Below are 20,517 nucleotides of genomic sequence, written 5' to 3' on the forward strand. Positions count from 1 at the left end.
AAAATAAAAGTGGATAAGATGAAACAATTATGGAAAGGAGGACTGCTGGGCTTGCTTTTGGCTTGCGGAGGCATGGTATGTGCCCAAAATCAAGTGGCAGCTCCGATGGAAGATGTGAACCAGGTAACTGACCTTACCTTGGATAGTTTGAATAAAGCCAATACGGTGCGTCCGGTTCCGGGCTCCAGCCGGAAAGGAGATAATCCGGTTTTGTTCTTAGTGGGAAACTCAACCATGCGTACCGGTACGTTGGGCAATGGGAACAACGGCCAGTGGGGCTGGGGGTATTTCGCCCATGAATATTTCGATGAAGACCGGATTACGGTAGAGAACCATGCCTTGGGAGGTACAAGCAGCCGTACCTTTTATACCAAGTTGTGGAAGGATGTACTGAAAGGCGTGCGCAAAGGCGACTGGGTTATCATTGAGTTAGGGCATAACGATAACGGTCCGTACGATAGCGGACGGGCACGCGCTTCTATTCCCGGTATCGGTAAAGACACCCTGAATGTGACGATAAAGGAAACGGGCGAGAAGGAAACCGTTTATACGTATGGCGAATACATGCGCCGTTTTATCCGGGAAACCAAGGAAAAGGGAGCTTATCCGGTTCTTTTCTCTCTTACTCCGCGCAATGCATGGGAGGATGCCGACAGTACCATTATCACGCGTGTGAATAAGACCTTCGGCCTATGGGCGAAGCAGGTTGCCAAGAAAGAACACGTTCCGTTTATCGACCTGAACGAGATTACGGCGCGCAAGTTCGAGAAGTTCGGCAAGGAAAAGGTAAAGACGATGTTTTATATCGACCGTATCCATACCAGCACGTTCGGTGCGCGGGTCAATGCCGAATCGGCAGCGGAAGGCATCCGTGCTTGCAAGGGACTGGAGCTTGCCAAGTACCTGAAGCCTGTAGAAAAAGATACCGTGACAGGCTCAAGCCGGAAGAAAGGATGCCCGGTGCTTTTCACCGTGGGCGACAGCACAGTGCGCAACCAGGATGAAGACGAGAACGGACAATGGGGCTGGGGCAGTGTCATTGCCGAACTCTTCGACCTCGACCGCATCTCGGTAGAGAATTGCGCAAAGGCAGGACGCAGCGCACGTACTTATTTGGAAGAAGGGCGTTGGGATAAAGTTTATCATGCGCTTCAGCCCGGTGATTTTGTCTTGATTCAGTTCGGACATAACGATGCCGGCGATATCAACACGGGCAAGGCACGTGCCGAACTTCCCGGTGCGGGAGATGAAAGCAAGGTTTTCCTGATGGAAGCGACACGGAAGTACAACGTGGTTTATACCTTCGGATGGTATTTGCGCAAATTCATTATGGATGCGAAAGAGAAAGGTGCTATTCCTATCGTATTGAGCCATACGCCTCGCAACATGTGGGATAACGGCAAGATTCAGAGCAATGCCGATTCGTTCGGAAAATGGACGAAAGAAGCAGCCGAAAGAGCCGGTGCTTATTTTATTGACCTCAATAAGATTTCGGGCGATAAACTGCAGAAGCTGGGTTATGAAGAGGGCTTGAAAGAAGTGATGCCTTATTTCTGCAAAGACCATACGCACACTTCGAAACAGGGTGCGCGCCTGAACGCGAAGAGTATCGTTGAGGGCTTGCAACAGACCGATTGTGCATTGAAAGAATACTTGAAATAATTAACAATTAACAATTAATAATTAATAACGGTGTGTTTCACCACAGATTACACAGATTAAAACAATTAATCATCATAAGTATCCGCATTTTACCCCATTGCCTTGTAGGGGCAGGGTTCGCCTGCCTGAAAACATCTACGTGGATGCATAGGGGTGGGCTGATCCCGCCCCTACATGGGATGTTTGTGGATATTCATTTAATTTTTACTTATTCCAATCTGTGTAATCTGTGGTGGAAAAACACATAAACTTAAAAACGAAGAACCATGAAAAGAGAAGCATTTAAAATGTATCTGAAGCCCGGATGTGAGGCTGAGTACGAAAAACGGCATGCGGCTATTTGGCCCGAAATGAAAGCCTTGTTGGCAAAGAACGGTGTGTTTGACTATTCCATTTATTGGGATAAGGAAACCAATATCCTTTTTGCTTTCCAAAAGACAGAAGGTGAAGCCGGCTCGCAAGATTTAGGCAGTCAGGAGATTGTGCAGAAGTGGTGGGATTACATGGCAGACATAATGGAAGTCAATCCGGATAACTCACCGGTATCCATTCCGCTGAAAGAGGTGTTCCACATGGACTGATATTAAATAAGAATGAGGAATGAAGAATGAAGAAACAACGTTCGGCGTTAGCCAATTCCATGCGGATGAAATAATTCTTCATTCCTCATTTCTCATTTTTTAGATTCCGTGTGCGTTCGCTTCCTTGTTGATTTTCTTAATCAATCCCTGCAATACGGCACCCGGTCCGCATTCTACGAATTCAGTGGCTCCGTCGGCAATCATGTTTTGTACAGTCTGTGTCCAGCGTACCGATGCGGTCAATTGGGCTACTAAGTTGGCTTTGATTTCAGCCGGGTCTGTATGCGGTCTGGCATCTACATTTTGGTAGATGGGGCATTTCGGCGCATGGAATTCCGTGGCGTTGATAGCCGCTTCCAGTTCTACTTTAGCCGGGTTCATCAACGGAGAATGGAAAGCACCGCCTACCTTCAGCGGAAGGGCACGTTTCGCTCCGGCTGCCTTCATCAGTTCGCAAGCCTTGTTGATGCCTTCGATAGAACCTGAGATGACGATTTGTCCCGGGCAATTGAAGTTAGCGGCTACGCATACTTCGCCCTCCTGGCTTACCTGTGCACAGATTTCTTCCACTTTCTCATCGGGCAAAGCGATGATAGCCGCCATGGTAGAGGGTTGCATTTCGCAAGCCTTCTGCATCGCCATGGCACGGGCATATACCAGCTTCAATCCGTCTTCGAACGACAAGGCTCCGGCAGCTACCAGTGCCGAGAATTCGCCTAATGAGTGTCCGGCGGTCATTTCGGGCTTGAACTCATCGCCTAAACACAATGCCGAGATAACCGAGTGCAGGAATACGGCAGGCTGGGTCACCTTGGTCTGGCGCAAGTCTTCGTCAGTGCCGTTGAACATGATATCCGTAATGCGGTATCCTAAGATTTCGTTCGCTTTCTCGAATAATTCTTTCGCCAGTGGAGAGGTCTCGTAAAGGTCTTTTCCCATACCTACGAATTGTGCTCCCTGGCCGGGGAATACAAATGCTTTCATATTGATTGTTTTTTAAGTTAATGTTTGGGACAAAGATAGTGATTTTAATGAAGAATGAAGAAGGAAGAAGGAAGAAACAATGTTCGGCGTTAGCCAATTCCGTGCGGAGAGGGAATACATAAGCCAATTCTTCATACTTCATTCTTCATTTACCCTTAGGGGAACCGGCGCAAAGAAATGGTTCAGCGGTCCGTGCCCTTCTCCGATATGCACGTCTTTTCCCGACAAAATACCTTGATAGACGTATGCCTTGGCTTTCCGGACCGCTTCTTCCAAGGGTTCTCCCAAGGCAAGATACGTGGCAATGGCAGAGGAAAGGGTGCATCCGGTGCCGTGCGTGTTGCGGCTTTCGATTTTGGGCGAAGAAAACAGGTGAGGCCGGTCTTCTTCTTTTATATATAGCACGTCGCACATTTCCGCCTCGTTCAGGTGTCCGCCTTTGACCAGGACCGCCTGGCTTCCGAAGGCGAGCAATTCTTTTGCGGCTTTTTCCATGTCGGGTATCGTGGCGATGCGTTTTCCCGTCAGCACTTCCGCTTCGCTCAGATTGGGCGTGATAAGGGTGGCGAGGGGCATCAGCAAGGAGGTCAGTGCTTCGATGGCATCGTCTTCTATGAGTTTGCACCCACTGGTTGAGACCATAACGGGGTCGAGCACGATGTATTTATAATAAGGTGTAAACCTGTGCAGGGATTCGGCTATGGCACGGATGGTTCCGGCGTCATTCAGCATGCCTATCTTTACGGATATAGGTGGGATGTCCGTCATAACCGCTTGGATTTGCCCTTGGATATAGGTGGGAGGCACGGCGTGGATGCCTGTTACTCCGCAGGTGTTCTGTACGGTGATGGCGGTTATGGCACTTGCCGCATAGGCTCCCAAGGCAGAAATGGTCTTGATGTCTGCCTGTATGCCGGCTCCTCCGCTGCAATCGGAACCGGCGATGGTCAATATGCATGGGTACTGTTTCATGTCTCTGGTGTCTGGATGATTCAGGTTGCAAAGGTAGGAAATTTCCCGTTATCTTGTTCGGACCTGCCTTAAAACGTCTGTCCGGCAGGTTGATATGCCTTATGCAGCAGGCTATGTTTTATATTCCGCCAGCCGGAACGTACATTCCACGGGCTGGAATGTATATTCCATGGGCTGGAATGTACGTTCCATGGGCTGGAATATAAAAGTAAGGTGGTTTCGAAGGGAAATATAGCCGGCTGGCAGGATAAACAAACCTGTCCGAAAGAAGAAACGCGGGAAGCTGGAAGCAGGGTCTCATCCTTTTTGTATTTGATACGATAAAGGTGTGTTTTGTTGTTGTATGGTGTACGAAAACTATTTGTTTGAAGAATAATGTTTTATAACATAATAAATAATCGGATATTTTTGAATATCGTATTGAAAAACAATCTATATTTGCAATGTTGAAAGAAAAAGAACCATGGAAAAGCAAAACGGAAATAATCAGGTGATTGATATCCACGTGTCGGTGGATTGCGTAGTGGTCGGGTTCGATGGCGAGCAGTTCCGTGTGCTTTTGGTCCGGCAGGTCGGCAAGCAGACGGACGGGCAGTTCAATGACTGGAAATTGCCGGGAAGCCCGATTTATGTAGATGAGGATTTGGACGATGCTGCCAAGCGTGTGTTGACGGAGCTTACAGGGCTGAAGAATATCCGGATGAACCAGTTTAAGGCATACGGCTCGAAGGAGCGTACGGCAGATCCCCGTGACGTGATGTGGCTGGAACATTTCCATCTGATAAAGGAAGGAAGGGTGGGGCGGATTGTCACCGTGGCATATCTTGCCTTGCTGAAGATTAACGAGCATAACAAGCATCTTTCCGCCACATACGATGCCCGTTGGGCTCCGGTATCGGAAGTCGGTACGTTGGCTTTCGACCACAATCGGATTCTGAAAGACGCGATTGAGGTTATCCGGCATTATGTGGAAAGTTCCCCTTCGGCAATGTTCGACCTGCTGCCCCGGAAATTTACGGCGTCCCAATTGCGCGTGCTTTACCAGCTGATATATAATAAGGAGTTCGATGTACGCAATTTCCATAAGAAGATAGCGTTGATGCCTTACGTGGTTCCGCTTGAAGAGAAGGAGCAGGGCGTGGCCCATCGGGCTGCAAGGTATTACCGGTTCGACCGGAAAATTTATAATAAGACAAGATGAGCCGGAGCCAGTCCGGCATGCTTTAATTATTGATTATTAATTGTTAATTATTCGTTGTGTGAACTATGTATTTGTTAGGGTATGATATCGGGAGTTCTTCGGTGAAAGCCAGTTTGGTGAACGCCGGGACAGGTAAATGTGTGGCTTCGGCTTTCTATCCCAAGACGGAAGCCGAAATTATCGCCGTTCATCCGGGCTGGGCTGAACAGAAGCCGGAAATGTGGTGGGCAAACTTGAAGTTGGCTACGGAAGCTATCATGAACGAAAGCGGGGCAAAGAAAGAAGAGATTGCCGCCATCGGCATTTCTTACCAGATGCACGGGCTGGTATGCGTAGACAAAGAGCAGCGTGTGCTTCGTCCGGCTATCATTTGGTGCGATTCGCGTGCTGTCCCATACGGTGAGAAAGCTTTTCAGACATTGGGCGAAGAGAAGTGTCTTTCGCATTTGCTGAACTCTCCGGGTAACTTTACGGCTTCCAAGCTGGCATGGGTGAGAGAGAATGAACCCGAGGTCTTCAGCCGTATCTATAAGGTGATGCTTCCGGGCGATTACATTGCCATGAAGCTGACCGGTGAAATCTGTACAACGGTTTCGGGACTTTCGGAAGGGATGTTTTGGGATTTCCAGGCAAACGATGTCGCTCAGTTCTTGCTTGATTATTATGGCATCGACCGCTCGCTGATAGCCGACATCCGTCCTACCTTCTCCGAGCAGGGGAGGGTGAATGCGGTTGCCGCCGCTGAATTGGGATTGAAGGAAGGCACTCCGGTGACTTACCGTGCAGGTGACCAGCCGAACAATGCCCTTTCATTGAATGTGTTCAATCCGGGCGAGATTGCTTCTACCGCCGGCACATCAGGTGTGGTGTATGGCGTGAACGGTTCGGTAAATTACGATCCAAAGTCGCGCGTCAATACGTTTGCCCATGTGAACCATACAGCAGACCAGACCCGTCTGGGCGTGTTGCTCTGCATCAACGGTACGGGTATCCTGAACTCTTGGATAAAGCGTACGGTTGTGCCCGAAGGCGTATCGTATGCTGAAATGAACGACTTGGCGGATCAGGCTCCGATTGGGGCAGGTGGTATCAGTATCCTTCCTTTCGGTAACGGAGCGGAACGTATGCTGCAGAACAAAGAGGCGGGATGTTCCATCCACGGCGTCAACTTTAACCTCCATACACGCAATCATCTTATCCGTGCTGCTCAAGAGGGCATCGTCTTCTCTTTCAAATATGGTATCGACATTATGAAAGGCATGGGAATGGATGTACGGAAAATCCATGCCGGGCATGCCAATATGTTCCTTAGCCCGATATTCCGCAACACGCTGGCTGGCGTAACGGGAGCGGTCATCGAACTTTATGATACCGACGGATCGGTAGGTGCGGCAAAAGGGGCAGGCATGGGTGCCGGTATTTATAAGGACAACAACGAGGCATTCGCTACATTGGACAAGCTGGCGGTTATCGAACCTGCTGAGGCCGATAAGGCAGCATACGAAGATGCATATCAGCGCTGGCTGGAATGGATGCATAAGGTAGGTTTTTAAGTTTTTTAGTTGGATGCTTTTTCGGCATTATTTGTGCATTTTGTTGGTATCATCATCGTAGAGACGATGTGCACACATCGTCTCTACAGAAGGTGCGAATAAGCACTTACAAACTCAAGAACTTACAAACTCACAAACTTAAGAATTCAATATATTAACTTTTAAAATAAAAAGACTATGGCAACAAAAGAGTATTTTCCTGGTATTGGTAAAATCAAGTTCGAAGGTGTAGAAAGCAAGAACCCGTTGGCTTTCCGTTATTATGATCCTGAAAGAGTGGTAATGGGTAAGAAGATGAAAGACTGGTTGAAGTTTTCTATGGCGTGGTGGCACACACTTTGCGCAGAAGGTGGCGACCAGTTCGGTGGCGGTACAAAACAATTCCCGTGGAAAGGAAATCCTGATAAGGTACAGGCCGCTAAAGACAAGGTTGATGCAGGATTTGAATTCATGCAGAAAGTGGGTATCGAGTACTATTGCTTCCACGATGTAGACCTTTGCGATGAAGCGGATACCATCGAAGAATATGAAGCAAACCTGAAAGAAGTGGTGGCTTATCTGAAGCAGAAACAAGCAGAAACAGGCATCAAGCTGTTGTGGGGTACGGCTAACGTATTCGGTCATGCACGTTATATGAACGGTGCAGCTACCAATCCCGACTTTGATGTAGTGGCACGTGCAGCCGTTCAAATCAAGAACGCTATCGATGCGACCATCGAACTGGGCGGTACCAACTATGTGTTCTGGGGCGGACGTGAAGGCTATATGTCATTGCTGAACACCGACCAGAAACGTGAAAAAGAACACTTGGCGCAAATGCTGACTATCGCTCGCGACTATGCACGTGCCAAAGGCTTTACAGGTACCTTCTTGGTAGAGCCGAAACCGATGGAACCGACCAAACACCAATATGATGTAGATACCGAAACCGTTATCGGCTTCCTGAAAGCTCATAATCTGGACAAGGACTTCAAGGTGAACATCGAAGTGAACCACGCTACTTTGGCAGGCCATACCTTCGAACACGAATTGTGCGTAGCCGTAGACAACGGCATGTTGGGCTCTATCGACGCCAACCGCGGTGACTATCAGAACGGATGGGATACAGACCAGTTCCCGATTGACAATTACGAACTGACTCAGGCGATGATACAGGTTATCCGCAACGGCGGATTCGGCAATGGCGGTACGAACTTCGATGCCAAGACCCGTCGTAACTCTACCGACTTGGAAGACATCTTCATTGCACATATCGCAGGTATGGATGTAATGGCACGTGCCTTGCTGAGTGCAGCCAAGATGCTGGAAGAGTCTCCGTACAAGAAGATGCTGGCAGACCGTTACGCTTCGTTCGATGCCGGAAAAGGTAAGGAATTCGAAGAAGGCAAGCTGACACTGGAAGACGTGGTTGCATACGCCAAGACCGTAGGCGAACCGAAACAGACCAGCGGCAAGCAGGAACTGTATGAAGCCATCCTGAACATGTACTGCTAATTGAATGAAGAATGAAGAATTAAGAATGAAGAATTGGTTGACATCAACCATTCTTCATTCCTCATTCTTCATTCTTGTTTTTTAATTCTTCATTCTTAATTTTTAATTTAATATCATGGATTATACAGAAAAAGGCAGTAAAGCCTATCTCTTTTCGATTGTACTGGTGGCGGTAATCGGCGGACTGCTCTTCGGGTATGATACGGCTGTTATTTCCGGAGCGGAAAAAGGGCTTCAGGCTTTCTTCATGGGGGCGACCGATTTCTCTTATACCGATGCGGTACATGGCATTACTTCTTCCAGTGCTTTAATCGGATGCATTATCGGAAGTGCCGTTTCCGGTTTTTTTGCTTCGCATTACGGACGTAAGAAAACCTTATTTATCGCAGGATTGTTGTTCTTGATTGCAGCATTGGGAACATACGACCCTGAATTCCTTTTCTTTGAACACGGGAAACCGACTTTCCCGTTGCTTATCGCTTTCAACATTTACCGTATTATTGGCGGAATCGGTGTCGGTCTGGCTTCGGCTATTTGCCCGATGTATATTGCGGAGATAGCTCCGAGCAATATCCGCGGCACGTTGGTTTCGTGGAACCAGTTTGCTATTATCTCCGGTCAGTTGATTGTATATATCGTTAATTTCCTGATTTTGGGCGATAATGTCAATCCGGTGATAAAGATGGTAGAAGGTGTGAATCAGATTTTGAATCCGGGCGAAGCAGCATGGACCATTGAAACCGGATGGAGGCTGATGTTCCTGAGCGCAGGTGTTCCTGCCGCAATTTTCTCATTCTTGGTTTTGCTGGTTCCTGAAACGCCCCGTTATTTGGCGATGTGCGGGAAAGACGAGAAAGCCTTGCAGGTGCTTGCCCGCATCAATGGCTTGACACAGGCGAAGTCTATTTTGGCAGATATCAAAGCGACGGCTGAAGAGAAAACCGAAAAGCTTTTCACTTACGGCTGGCTCGTTATATTCGTAGGCATTATGTTGAGCGTGTTCCAGCAGGCGGTGGGTATCAATGCCGTGCTTTATTTCGCGCCTCGCATTTTTGAAACGATGGGCATGAGCAGCCCGATGGTCCAGACGGTGTTTATGGGCATTGTCAACCTGTTGTTTACCTTGCTTGCCGTATTTACGGTAGAGCGTTTGGGACGCCGTCCGTTGCTGATTACAGGCTCTATCGGTATGGCAATCGGCGCTTTCGGGGTAGCTTGCTGCAATTTGGTTTCAGGTCTTCCTCCCATTCTGTCTGTTGTCAGCATCATGGTGTATAGTGCTTCCTTCATGTTCAGCTGGGGGCCGATTTGCTGGGTGTTGATAGCCGAGATATTCCCCAATACCATCCGTGGGGCAGCTGTAGCGATAGCTGTGGCGTTCCAATGGATATTCAACTTCATCGTATCGTCTACCTTCTTGCCGATGTATAACATGAGTGCGGGAGATATGGGCGAGAAGTTCGGTCACATGTTTGCATACGGTCTGTATGGCATCATTTGCATTCTGGCTGCTCTGTTCGTATGGAAACTGGTGCCCGAAACCAAGGGAAAGACGCTGGAAGATATGAGCAACTTGTGGAAAAGCAAGAAATGATTCGGAACAGTTAGGTTAATTACTTTTCTTCATGAGAAAGGGGGTGCCATTCGGTTGGCATCCTTTTTCTTTTGTCGCTTCCCGATAAAATAACTCACTGATTTACTTTGTTCTTCTGCAAATATTTATGCAAAAGTTTTTCTATTTTACACAAAATACATATATTTGCGATATGTAAAATTGTAAGAGGCTCAGTATGAATCAGAGTAATAATCATGTAGTAGTGATGGCGGGAGGAGTAGGAAGCCGTTTTTGGCCGATGAGCACTACTGATTTTCCCAAGCAGTTTATTGATGTATTAGGGTGTGGAAAGACCTTGCTTCAGCTGACGGTGGACCGTTTTCGTGAAGTGTGCGAACCGGGGAATATGTGGGTTGTTACCTCGGCGGCTTATGCCGATTTGGTGAAAGAGCAATTGCCCGATATCGATTCGGAGCATATATTGCTTGAACCTTGCCGGAGAAATACGGCTCCGTGTATTGCGTACGTAAGCTGGAAGATAAAGGCGCGAAATCCGCGAGCCAATATCGTGGTGACTCCGAGCGACCATATCGTACTGGACCAGCGTGAGTTTGTACGGGTCATTAATTCTGCCTTGAAGTTTACGGCAGATTCGGATGCTGTGGTAACGCTGGGCATGAAGGCTACCCGTCCTGAAACAGGCTATGGCTATATCGAAGGAGACCTTTCGATGGCATGTCCTTCCAATAAGGAAATCTATCGGGTGGATGCGTTCAAGGAAAAGCCGGACTTGGAGACTGCCAAACGTTATTTGCAACGGAAGAATTATTTTTGGAATGCAGGGATATTTATATGGAACGTGAATACGATAGTCAACGCCATGCGGGTTTACCAGCCTGCAATGGCAAAGACATTTGAAGGTTTGCTTCCTTATTATTATACCGATAAAGAGCAAGAACTGATAGACGAGCATTTCCCGATGTGCGAGAACATTTCCATCGATTATGCCATTATGGAGAAAGCCGATGAAATCTATGTATTCCCGGCGGCATTCGGTTGGAGCGATTTGGGTACATGGGGGTCGTTGCATGATAATATGAAGAAAGATGCGCATAACAATGTGTGCATCGGCGAGAATATCTATCTGCATGAAAGCCGGAACTGCATTGTACACACCACACAAGAAAAGAAAGTTATCGTGCAGGGGCTGGACGGGTATATCATAGCCGAAAAAAATGACCGCCTGTTGATTTGTCGCCTGAGCGAGGAGCAACGCATCAAGGATTTTGCAAGCGAGTGATTCGGTAGAGTAGAGAGGCGTGGTGCGTCATGCCTCAATTATTCGCATGAATAACAAGAATACAATGAAACGTAAAATGAAAGATTATGCCCTGTTGACATTGAAGGGCATATGTATGGGGGCAGCCGATGTCGTTCCCGGAGTATCGGGCGGTACGATTGCTTTTATTGTAGGAATATACGATGAACTCATTGATTCCATCAAAAGCATCAACCGTGAGAGTCTGAAGATGTTCTTCACGGGCAAATGGAAGACATTTTGGCGGATGATTAACGGGAATTTCCTGTTTTCTCTTTTATTGGGCATCGGTATCAGTATTTTTTCGTTGGCGAAGCTGATTACGTGGCTCTTGGTTGCTTATCCGATATTGGTATGGGCGTTCTTCTTCGGGCTGGTGCTGGCGTCTACGTGGTTTGTGGGCAAGGATATTAAGGAATGGAACTGGAAAACCCTTACCGGATTTGTGCTGGGGGCTGCAATTGCCTATTATATTACGGTGGCTACACCTGCCGAAACACCTTCCAATCTGTTGTTCATTTTCTTATGCGGAGCGATAGCCATTTGCGCCATGATTCTTCCCGGCATTTCGGGTAGTTTCATTTTGGTGTTGCTGGGCAAATATTTTTTCGTGATGGAAGCCGTAAAGACATTCAATCTGAAGATAATCCTTGTTTTTGCTGCCGGTGCATTCTTGGGTATCACCAGTTTTTCGCGTGTATTGTCGTATGCCTTGAAGCATTTCCGTAACATCACGCTGGCGGTGCTCACCGGTTTTATGTTGGGCTCGCTTAATAAAGTGTGGCCCTGGAAAGAAACGGTAAAGACTTTTGTCGACAGCCACGGGGTTACCAAACCCTTGATTGAGGTGAATGCAATGCCTGACCAGTATATTCTCGAAGCTGCACTACTGGCTCTTGCAGGCTTCTTTTTGGTTTATGTGCTCGAGAAACTTTCTTCCCGAAAAAGTGCCGGATAAGTTATACTTCCGCATTTTGCCTAATTAGCTGTAGGGGCGTATCGCATACGCCCTGAAGACATTCGCATGGAGAAGTGGATGCATTCGGGCGTATGCGATACGCCCCTACATGGGATGTTTGCGGATATTCAATTAAGTTATATTTCTCACAGCATTCATTGTGCATTTTGTATAGGTTATGTAGAGACAATGTGATGACACATCGTCTCTACATAAAACGGCGCAAACAGAGGATTATCTTTGTTCGTTATTCTTCGCTAAAGATAGGTTCTGTAGTCTGTTGAGGCGTGCGGTAGAACAGTACGGCACTGTCGTTTGAACGAATGTGCTGCTGGCGGATGAGCTTAATCATTTCGGCTCCTGCCCAAAGTGCCGGACCGTATCCGTGGGCGGCATAGACGTTGACCGGGCGGTAATAATAGAAAGCGGGGTCGAATCCCATGCCGGTGCCTACACAGACTCCTTCTACTTGTCCTTTGTCGTTAATTGCCGAAGATACGGCGTGCCAGCCGAGGGTGACTACCGGTCCGTATGCCATTGCATCAATCCAGCCCTTGTTGATGGCATGTGCCATGCAATAGACGTACAGGGCTGTAGCAGATGTCTCTTCATACGAATCATTCCGGTCAAGCAGCTGGTGCCAGAAGCCGTTCTTGCCTTGGCATGCTGCCAACCCGCGCACATGAGCACGAAGCAGGTTGATGATTTTGTCACGTCCGGCAAAATCTTCAGGCAATACATCGAGCACTTCGCACATGGTGAGGATTGCCCAACCGTTGGCACGTCCCCAATGGAATGCCGGATGATCGGCCATGCTTTCTACCCAGCCGTGACGGAACAAGCCTTTTTCAGGCACAAACATGCGGTTTGCAAACTGAAGGACTTGCTTGACGGCCTCTTCGTAATAGGTTTGGCTTTTGCTTTTGTCGTAGCTTCCCATCAGTGCAACGGAAGGGATTCCCATAAACATATCGTCCAGCCACAGGCTGTTCTTGTAGGGGCGAAGGCGGGCGAATGTTCCGTCGGAAAGGCGGTATTCTTTGTTGATGATAAAATCAAAATAATTGTCGATGAGGGCATCCGTTTTCAGTCCGGGGTCTTTCAGCTTGGCTTTAATCATCGAAGCGCATACGGCTCCGGCGTCATCGAGTGCATGAGGCATCAGTATCTGGCGCATCTGAGGGTCGATGTCTTTGCCTTCATCTGCCAGTTTGCGGAAGTGAGGAGCCACTTCGGCAAGGAAGTTGAAGCGGTTGTAGGCATAATTCCGGTAAGCTTCGTCGCCCGTAGCGTCGAATGCGGAAAGCATGGCAGAGTAGGTCACTCCCCATTCGTAACTTGCCAGACGGAAGGCTCCCCGTTCTAATTGTGAGTGTTCGTCTATCTTGGCATAATCCGTAATAACACTACCCGTCCGGCTGTCTACAACCCGTGTGGGTGTATTGTTTTCCAAATAATGCAAGATACGGTCCATGTCTTGTTTCACTTCCTCGGCGGTCACTACACCGTATCCTTTCTGATAGGCGGGCTTCAGCAGATGAAGGGGCGTGTTCGAGTCATTGACGGGTTGATTGCTCTCTTGTGCTGCGGCTATGCTTCCTATACAAAGCAATGCCGTTAGTGCGGTGTTTCGTAACATAGTCTTATTCTTTTTTAGTATGAATTATTCATTGAATGTATATCCCCGGAAAGTTCCTTTCAGGTCGGGACCGATATAGAATCCGGGTTGTGTGGGTTGGTTGTAAGCCACGTTTTCCGTAGCCATGCTGATGCGGTATGCCGGGTCTTCCAAGAATGTATGGAAACGGTAGACGGTAGGAATCGTGGTTACGTAAAGCCGGAGCGAACGGTTGTCATTCGTGCGGAGCAACACTTCTTCGCGCCAGTCTCCGGTGATGTCGCCTTGCAAGGCAGGAACTGATTTCGTGCCGTTGTTCGAATCGCATCCTTCGAACGTGGCAATCACATCGCAACGCTTGTTTTCCCAATCGTATTTGCTTATCCGGTTTTTATCCAATAACTCCCGGAGCAGGTCGCCGTCCCACCATACAGCCATGTTGTAGCTCAGTCCTTCCACTTCGTTGGCAACGATTTCTCCCTTGATGTTACGGATGCCTTGCGAAGCCAGCGACCACATTTCCACGCCATAGTTGGTTGGGTCGATATCCGCAGCCATGCAACGTCCTACGTCTGATTTGTCGGGAACTTGGAACAGGACTTTGCCCGTCCGTGCATCGCGGAAGCTGGAACCGTCTTTATGATTTTCGTGGCATGCCCATACTTGCAAGTCGGGTTTGGAAGGGTCGAACTGGGTGAGGTGAAGTGCATCGCCGTGTCCCATGCCGGTAGAGTAAAGTCCTTTGCCGTCATGGTCGATGGTGCAGGAACCGTAGATGATTTCATCGCATCCGTCTCCGTCTACATCGGCTACACGCAGGTTGTGGTTTCCCTGACCGGAATACGCTTCCCATTCGGGCTGGTAGCTGTCAAAGAACCAATGCGGGGTCAGCTCTTTTCCGTTCCAGTCGAATGCGGCAAGCGTGGCACGTGTGTAATATCCCCGGCACATCACTACACTGGGATGAATGCCGTCCAGGTAAGCGATGCATGCCAGGAAACGGTCGCTCCGGTTGGCACGGGTATCGCCCCAGTCTTGCAGGTCTCCACGTGGAGGAATGTAATCGATGGTTTGCATGGCTTCACCGGTCAGCCCGTTGAATACGGTCAGGTATTCGTTTCCGGTCAGGATTCTTCCCTGATTGCGTGGAGGTGCTCCGGCGTTCATTTTGCTTCGCGGGTCATTGGGGGAAAAGTCTCCTCCGCGCGGTGCATTGGGGTCGCCTTTTTCCCGATAGTCGGCATTGGCGTTTCCGATAACTTTCCCTTTGCCGTCTACGGTACCGTCAGAAGTCTTCATCACCACTTCGGCACGTCCGTCTCCGTCCAAGTCGAATACCATGAATTGGGTATAGTGCGCGCCGGCACGGATGTTCCGGCCGAGGTCAATACGCCATAGCTTTTCGCCCGTGAGGCGGTAGCAATCGAAATAGACATTGCCTGTATAGCCGTCGTGGGCATTGTCGTGAGCGTTCGAAGGATCCCATTTCAAGATGATTTCGTAGTTGCCGTCTCCGTCTACATCGCCGATAGAAGCATCATTGGGCGTATACGAATAGGTATCTCCGGCAGGAGTTGTTCCGTCGGCTGGCTTATCCAATGGAATGTCTATGTAACCCGAAGGCGCATGGGCAGGCAGGGTATAAGTGCCTCCTTCGCTTTCTTTTCCGTCTACAACGGGTCTTACCGTATATTCGGCAGGCTGCGTTCCGGTATAAGTATCTGTATAAAATGTTCCCGTTCCGGCGGGCACGCTGGCGATTTTAGTCCCGTTCCGATAGAGGTTGAACGTGGTCTGCATCGGGTCGGACGAAAGATAGCGCCACGATACGGCTACTTGGTTCGGGTTTTGCCGGACAGCTACTACACCCCGTCCCAGTTTTTCCTGCTGGAGGCGGGTAAAGTCATAACGGGGCTGCGCAAGCCCCATGGAAGCAATGCTGCATAAAGCAAGCAGCAGCAATCCTTTTCGTTGTGTTTTCATGTCTTATCTTTCTATTTTATTTGTAATTATTTGTAACTCTATTCTTTTTCGAGGAGCCTTCCGTCTACGCGTATGTCACGGTACAGGATGTTCTCGGCATCATCTGTTACGAATAGCGGACGTTCATCGGGCTGTTCGAAATAAAAGTTGATTTGATTGAAAAATACATTCTTTGCATGACGGATGTAAAAGCCTTTAGCCGGAATGGTTCCGAACATCCACGGTTCGGGATAAGCCTTCTCCTGTTCGGGGACAATGCTGGGAGCGTCTTCTGCCCGGTATCCTCCTTTATAATATAGGTTGATGTCGGTCAGTGTCACGTCTTCGATGATGCCTCCGGGCACTCCGCTGATAATCGAGGCATAGCGGGAGTCTACGTTGTAGGCATTGACATGGCTGATGCGGATGCGTTTCATCGAGCCTGCCGGAGTGCCTTCGGGGCTGCGCATCCGCGCTCCCAGACGCAGGAATATGCCGGCATTGACAATGTCGCGCATCGTGATGTTGCTGATGACGATGTCCTCCAGTCTGCCTCCGTCTACAGTTTCCAGCGCCAAGCCCCGGCAATGTTCGAAGATGCAGTTCGTAATGGCGATGTTCCGGAAACCTCCGCTCGATTCGGTGCCTATCTTGATGCGCCCCGTGCGGAATCCATGGTCGGGCGCTTGCGGCTCGTCCAGCTCCCATGTGGCATTCAGCATCGTGCCCCGGTCGTAGCCGCTCACGTAGCAATCGGATATCGTGACGTTTTCGGTATCTCTGAACTTGCCCAGCGTATACGAGGCTTTCAGAACGATGGCATCGTCCCAAGGGGTATTGACACTGCATGCATGGATGCGTACGTTCCGGCAACAATCTATGTCGAACCCGTCGCGGTTGGTATCGGCTTTTACGTTGTAAACCGTCAGGTTGTCCACCCCTGTGGCAAGCAGGGCAAAATGGCCGCAATGCAGCATGTTCAGGTCTTTTATCGTCACGTTCTTGCAATCTTTCAGGCTGATGGCTTTGTTCCCCACACCGTCCAGCCGGCTTTCTTCGCGGGTCAGCCCTTTCCCGTAGATGGTTCCGGGTCCGCTGATGGTGATGTCTTCCAGCCCGATGCCCCATAGGAGCGAGTTTTTCCAATGGCTGTGCCCGAAGTCCTGGTAAGCGGTATGCTCGTTGGGTTCGGGCGAATCGTATCCTTGGGTTTCGGTGGGGAAGGCTCCTACGATGGTTGCACCTTGCTCTAAGTGCAGATGGATATGGCTGGCAAGGCGTATGGAGTAGCATGCATATTCTCCTGCAGGTATATGCACGGTCCCTCCTCCCTGGGCTGCGGCGGTTTGGATGGCTTGGTTGATGGCTTCGGAATCGATGTGTATGCCGTCTCCTACGGCTCCGAAGTCCTTGACATTATAGGTGTCTGCCTGTGCGTTTAGGATGCCTAAGCCGAGGAACAGGCAAATGAGTGCGATGCTCTTTTTCATGGCTGTACGGTTAAAGATTGAACAAGACGGGGCAACATATAATAGGTATAGTCCGCGCTCCGGTTGGGTTTATATAGACAAAGGTAGGCTTTCTCTCCTTTCTTTATCGAGGTGATGCCGCATAAGACCGGCGCGTCTGTCTTTTTCCCTGACTGGAAAAGCGTCATTGGCGTGTCTTGTTTTCTTCCGTTGCACAGGCGGATGTCCGGGCAGGGCGGAACCAGGGCTTGCGTCACTTTCAGCTGCATGACTTTGCCGTGATAGACCGTTATCAGATTCCCTTCTACATTGAATACATTGTCTTTGCAATATTCCGGAGCGATGCGGGTGCCGGCTTGGGGTGAATCAAATCCGCCGATGGCCCATGCTATACGGGCAGAGTCGGGAAGAGAAAGGTTGGTGATTTCGAGAATGAATCCTTGCGTGTCCTTCAGCGGAATGTGGCGGATGCCGAGCCTCTTTTCCTTGACCAGCGTGTCTTCTTTGTCCAGCCACCTGTCGGCGCTGTTTCCTGTCGTCCCTATGACGAGCGTGCCTGCTCCGTTGGGCATGGAATATGCCGCAGGAGTTTGTGCTTGTACGATACAGCCCGCCATAAGGCAAAGCAATGTACAGATTAGGTTTTTCATGTGTTCTGTCCTTTAATTGGATGTTGTCTATGTGTTTTTGGTACAAAAGTACGACATTTATGGATGCGCATACATGGAATATTGTACAGAAGCCATGATATTTGTGTAAAAAACGGGTAGGGAGACGGCATCAATCAAAAATCTTTTTAGCTTTGCGTCCGGATAATCTTAATTTATGATACGATATGGTTTATAGAAAAAAGACACGATGGATGGCTTTGGCACTGGGATGTATCTGTTCGGTGCAAGGGCTTTTTGCCCAGCAAGCCTGGTTCGATGAGAAAGATTTGACGTTGACCGGTGCTTATTATTATCCCGAACATTGGGACGAAAGCCAGTGGGAACGCGACTTAAAGCAAATGCATGAGTTGGGTTTTGAGTTTACACATTTTGCCGAGTTCGCTTGGGCGCAATTGGAACCGCAGGAAGGAGTGTACGACTTTGCGTGGCTCGACCGTGCCGTGGCTTTGGCGGACAAATACGGCCTGAAGGTTGTGATGTGTACCTCGACCGCTACCCCTCCCGTATGGTTGAGCCGGAAATATCCGGAGATTCTGGTAAAGAACGAAGACGGGACGGTGTTGGACCACGGGGCACGCCAGCACGCCTCTTTTGCCTCACCGCTTTACCGGGAGCTGGCATCGCGCATGATAGAGGCATTGGCACGCCATTACGGGAACGATCCGCGCATCGTCGGGTGGCAATTGGATAATGAGCCGAATGTGCAGTTCGATTATAATCCGAAAGCCGAAGAAGGGTTCCGCCTGTTCCTGAAAGAGAAGTACAACGGCAACATCGCGGAGCTGAACAAGGCGTGGGGCACCTCGTTCTGGAGCGAAGTGTATGCGTCGTTCGATGAAATCACGCTCCCGAAGATGAAGCAGATGTTTATGAACGCGCATCAGATACTCGATTACAAGCGTTATGCGGCAAAAATGACCTGTGATTTCCTGGACGAGCAATGCGGACTGATTAAGAAATATGCGAAGAACCAGTGGGTGACGACCAATTACATTCCGGATTACGACCGGGGAATCATCGGCGGAAGCCAGTCGCTTGATTTCGTGAGCTACACCCGCTATATGGTGTACGGCGACAATGAAGGCATCGGTAGAAGAGGATACCGTGTAGGGAATCCGCTTCGGATTGCAATGGCGAATGACTTCTTCCGTCCGATAGACGGGACGTATGGCGTGATGGAACTCCAGCCGGGACAAGTGAACTGGGGAAGCATCAATCCCCAGCCTCTGCCCGGAGCGGTACATTTATGGCTTTGGAGCGTGTTTGCCGGAGGTTCGGACTTTATATGCACCTACCGGTACCGCCAGCCGCTTTACGGTACGGAGCAATATCATTATGGCATTGTGGGTACGGACGGGGTAACGGTGACGCCCGGTGGAAGAGAGTACGCCCAGTTTATCCGTGAAATCAAGATGTTGCGCCAAGAGGCGGAGGCATTCGACGAGAAGCCGGATGATTACCTGAAACGCACCACCGCCATTCTATGGAATCCGGAGAATTACTGGAGCATGGACCGCCAGAAACAAAACCGCACGTGGGACACTTTCCGTCACCTGAACCATTATTACCGGGCATTGAAAGCGTATGGAGCGCCGGTGGATATCATTTCGGAAGAGAAAGACTTTGCCCGGTATCCCGTACTGATTGCGCCGGCATACGAGCTGGCGGACTCAGCATTGGTAGACCGCTGGAAAGCGTATGTGGAGAACGGAGGAAACCTTGTATTGACTTGCCGTACCGGATTGAAAGACCGTTTCGGGCGTTTCCCCGAAGCACCTTTCGGAGCCATGATAAAAGACTTGACCGGCAATGAACTGGAGTTTTATGATTTATTGCTTCCGGAAACACCCGGCACCGTTTCGATGGACGGGACCGATTATGCCTGGAATACGTGGGGCGATGTATTGAAGCCGGACGCTTCGAATGAAATTTGGGCTACTTATAAGGAAGAGTTCTACGAAGGGAAGCCTGCCGTGACCTTCCGGAAATCAGGAAAAGGGAGCGTTACTTATATCGGTGTAGATACGCAAGACGGAATGTTGGAACGGAAGGTGCTGGATAAGCTCTATGCCCGTTTGCAAATCGGTGTCATGGATTTGCCGTATGGCGTCACCTTGGAATACCGCAACGGATTGGGCATCGTGTTGAATTATAGCGACAAGCCTTATCGTTTCCCGCTTCCCGAAGGAAGCAAGGTTTTGGTAGGGACGCCCGATATCCCTACGGCGGGTGTGCTGGTGTTTAAGTATTGATGGGGAAATAGAACACAGAGACACAGCGTTTTTCTTTGAGTGTTGATGTTTTCGCAGGCCTGCGATTTGCTGCCCACGTTGTGGGGAAGCTTTCGCAGGCTTGCAATTTGCTGCCCACGTTGTGGGGAAGCTTTCGCAGGCCTGCAATTTGTTGCCCACGCCGTGGGGAAGCTTTCGTAGGCCTGCAATTTGTTGCCCACGCCGTGGGGAAGCTTTCGCAGACCTGCAATTCGTTGCCCACGGTGTGGGGAAGCTTTCGCAGGCCTG

The 20,517-nt window shown here is 49.4% G+C and carries 15 protein-coding genes; 9 read left to right on the top strand and 6 right to left on the bottom strand.

Features of this window, described 5'->3' with window-relative positions; all coding sequences use genetic code 11:
• Positions 1 to 72 precede the first annotated feature (72 nt).
• Positions 73 to 1,662, top strand: coding sequence for a rhamnogalacturonan acetylesterase (locus BACSA_RS15050; RefSeq protein WP_085929113.1), 1,590 nt, complete (start codon positions 73 to 75; stop codon positions 1,660 to 1,662).
• Between the two features lie 266 nt (positions 1,663 to 1,928).
• Positions 1,929 to 2,243 carry an L-rhamnose mutarotase gene (gene rhaM, locus BACSA_RS15055; protein WP_013618892.1) on the top strand — a complete coding sequence of 105 codons (315 nt, stop codon included), beginning with the start codon at positions 1,929 to 1,931 and terminating at the stop codon, positions 2,241 to 2,243.
• 99 nt (positions 2,244 to 2,342) lie between these two features.
• Here the strand turns inward: rhaM and fabD are convergent, their stop codons facing one another.
• Positions 2,343 to 3,227: an ACP S-malonyltransferase gene (fabD, locus tag BACSA_RS15060; RefSeq protein ID WP_013618893.1), complete on the bottom strand. Its 885-nt coding sequence runs from the start codon at positions 3,225 to 3,227 to the stop codon at positions 2,343 to 2,345.
• Positions 3,228 to 3,365: 138 nt separating this feature from the next.
• The gene (thiD, locus tag BACSA_RS15065; RefSeq protein WP_013618894.1) at positions 3,366 to 4,199 is read right to left on the bottom strand and encodes a bifunctional hydroxymethylpyrimidine kinase/phosphomethylpyrimidine kinase; all 834 of its coding nucleotides are present in this window, start codon (positions 4,197 to 4,199) and stop codon (positions 3,366 to 3,368) included.
• Between the two features lie 463 nt (positions 4,200 to 4,662).
• Here thiD and BACSA_RS15070 point away from each other — a divergent pair, with 463 nt between their 5' ends.
• The 6 genes from BACSA_RS15070 (at position 4,663) to BACSA_RS15095 (ending at position 12,278) form a co-directional block, all read left to right on the top strand.
• Positions 4,663 to 5,400 carry an NUDIX hydrolase gene (locus BACSA_RS15070; protein ID WP_013618895.1) on the top strand — a complete coding sequence of 246 codons (738 nt, stop codon included), beginning with the start codon at positions 4,663 to 4,665 and terminating at the stop codon, positions 5,398 to 5,400.
• Positions 5,401 to 5,465: 65 nt separating this feature from the next.
• Positions 5,466 to 6,953, top strand: a complete 1,488-nt coding sequence (locus BACSA_RS15075; RefSeq protein ID WP_013618896.1) for a xylulokinase — start codon at positions 5,466 to 5,468, stop codon at positions 6,951 to 6,953.
• Between the two features lie 177 nt (positions 6,954 to 7,130).
• Positions 7,131 to 8,447, top strand: a complete 1,317-nt coding sequence (gene xylA, locus BACSA_RS15080; RefSeq protein ID WP_013618897.1) for a xylose isomerase — start codon at positions 7,131 to 7,133, stop codon at positions 8,445 to 8,447.
• A 115-nt stretch (positions 8,448 to 8,562) separates the two neighbouring features.
• The gene (xylE, locus tag BACSA_RS15085; RefSeq protein WP_013618898.1) at positions 8,563 to 10,041 is read left to right on the top strand and encodes a D-xylose transporter XylE; all 1,479 of its coding nucleotides are present in this window, start codon (positions 8,563 to 8,565) and stop codon (positions 10,039 to 10,041) included.
• A 196-nt stretch (positions 10,042 to 10,237) separates the two neighbouring features.
• A complete protein-coding gene (locus tag BACSA_RS15090) occupies positions 10,238 to 11,302 on the top strand; it encodes a mannose-1-phosphate guanylyltransferase (protein ID WP_013618899.1) in 1,065 nt (354 codons plus the stop codon).
• 64 nt (positions 11,303 to 11,366) lie between these two features.
• On the top strand, positions 11,367 to 12,278 hold the full coding sequence (locus BACSA_RS15095; RefSeq protein ID WP_013618900.1) for a DUF368 domain-containing protein: 912 nt from the start codon (positions 11,367 to 11,369) through the stop codon (positions 12,276 to 12,278).
• Between the two features lie 247 nt (positions 12,279 to 12,525).
• Here the strand turns inward: BACSA_RS15095 and BACSA_RS15100 are convergent, their stop codons facing one another.
• The 4 genes from BACSA_RS15100 to BACSA_RS15115 are packed head-to-tail and all read right to left on the bottom strand — an operon-like array spanning position 12,526 to position 17,977.
• A complete protein-coding gene (locus BACSA_RS15100; RefSeq protein ID WP_013618901.1) occupies positions 12,526 to 13,917 on the bottom strand; it encodes a glycoside hydrolase family 88/105 protein in 1,392 nt (463 codons plus the stop codon).
• Positions 13,918 to 13,941: 24 nt separating this feature from the next.
• Entirely contained in the window at positions 13,942 to 15,879 is a 1,938-nt protein-coding gene (locus BACSA_RS15105) for a rhamnogalacturonan lyase (protein WP_013618902.1), read from the bottom strand.
• A 38-nt stretch (positions 15,880 to 15,917) separates the two neighbouring features.
• Complete coding sequence (locus BACSA_RS15110; RefSeq protein ID WP_013618903.1) at positions 15,918 to 17,348, bottom strand: rhamnogalacturonidase; 1,431 nt, start codon at positions 17,346 to 17,348, stop codon at positions 15,918 to 15,920.
• Positions 17,345 to 17,977, bottom strand: a complete 633-nt coding sequence (locus BACSA_RS15115; RefSeq protein WP_013618904.1) for a DUF4450 domain-containing protein — start codon at positions 17,975 to 17,977, stop codon at positions 17,345 to 17,347. The genes BACSA_RS15110 and BACSA_RS15115 overlap by 4 nt, the downstream gene beginning before the upstream one ends.
• A gap of 212 nt (positions 17,978 to 18,189) precedes the next feature.
• On the opposite strand from BACSA_RS15115, the gene BACSA_RS15120 reads away from it, so the two are divergent.
• Positions 18,190 to 20,250, top strand: a complete 2,061-nt coding sequence (locus BACSA_RS15120) for a beta-galactosidase (protein WP_013618905.1) — start codon at positions 18,190 to 18,192, stop codon at positions 20,248 to 20,250.
• The last annotated feature ends 267 nt before the right edge of the window (positions 20,251 to 20,517 follow it).

The organism is Phocaeicola salanitronis DSM 18170, assembly GCF_000190575.1.
GTDB lineage: Bacteria > Bacteroidota > Bacteroidia > Bacteroidales > Bacteroidaceae > Phocaeicola > Phocaeicola salanitronis.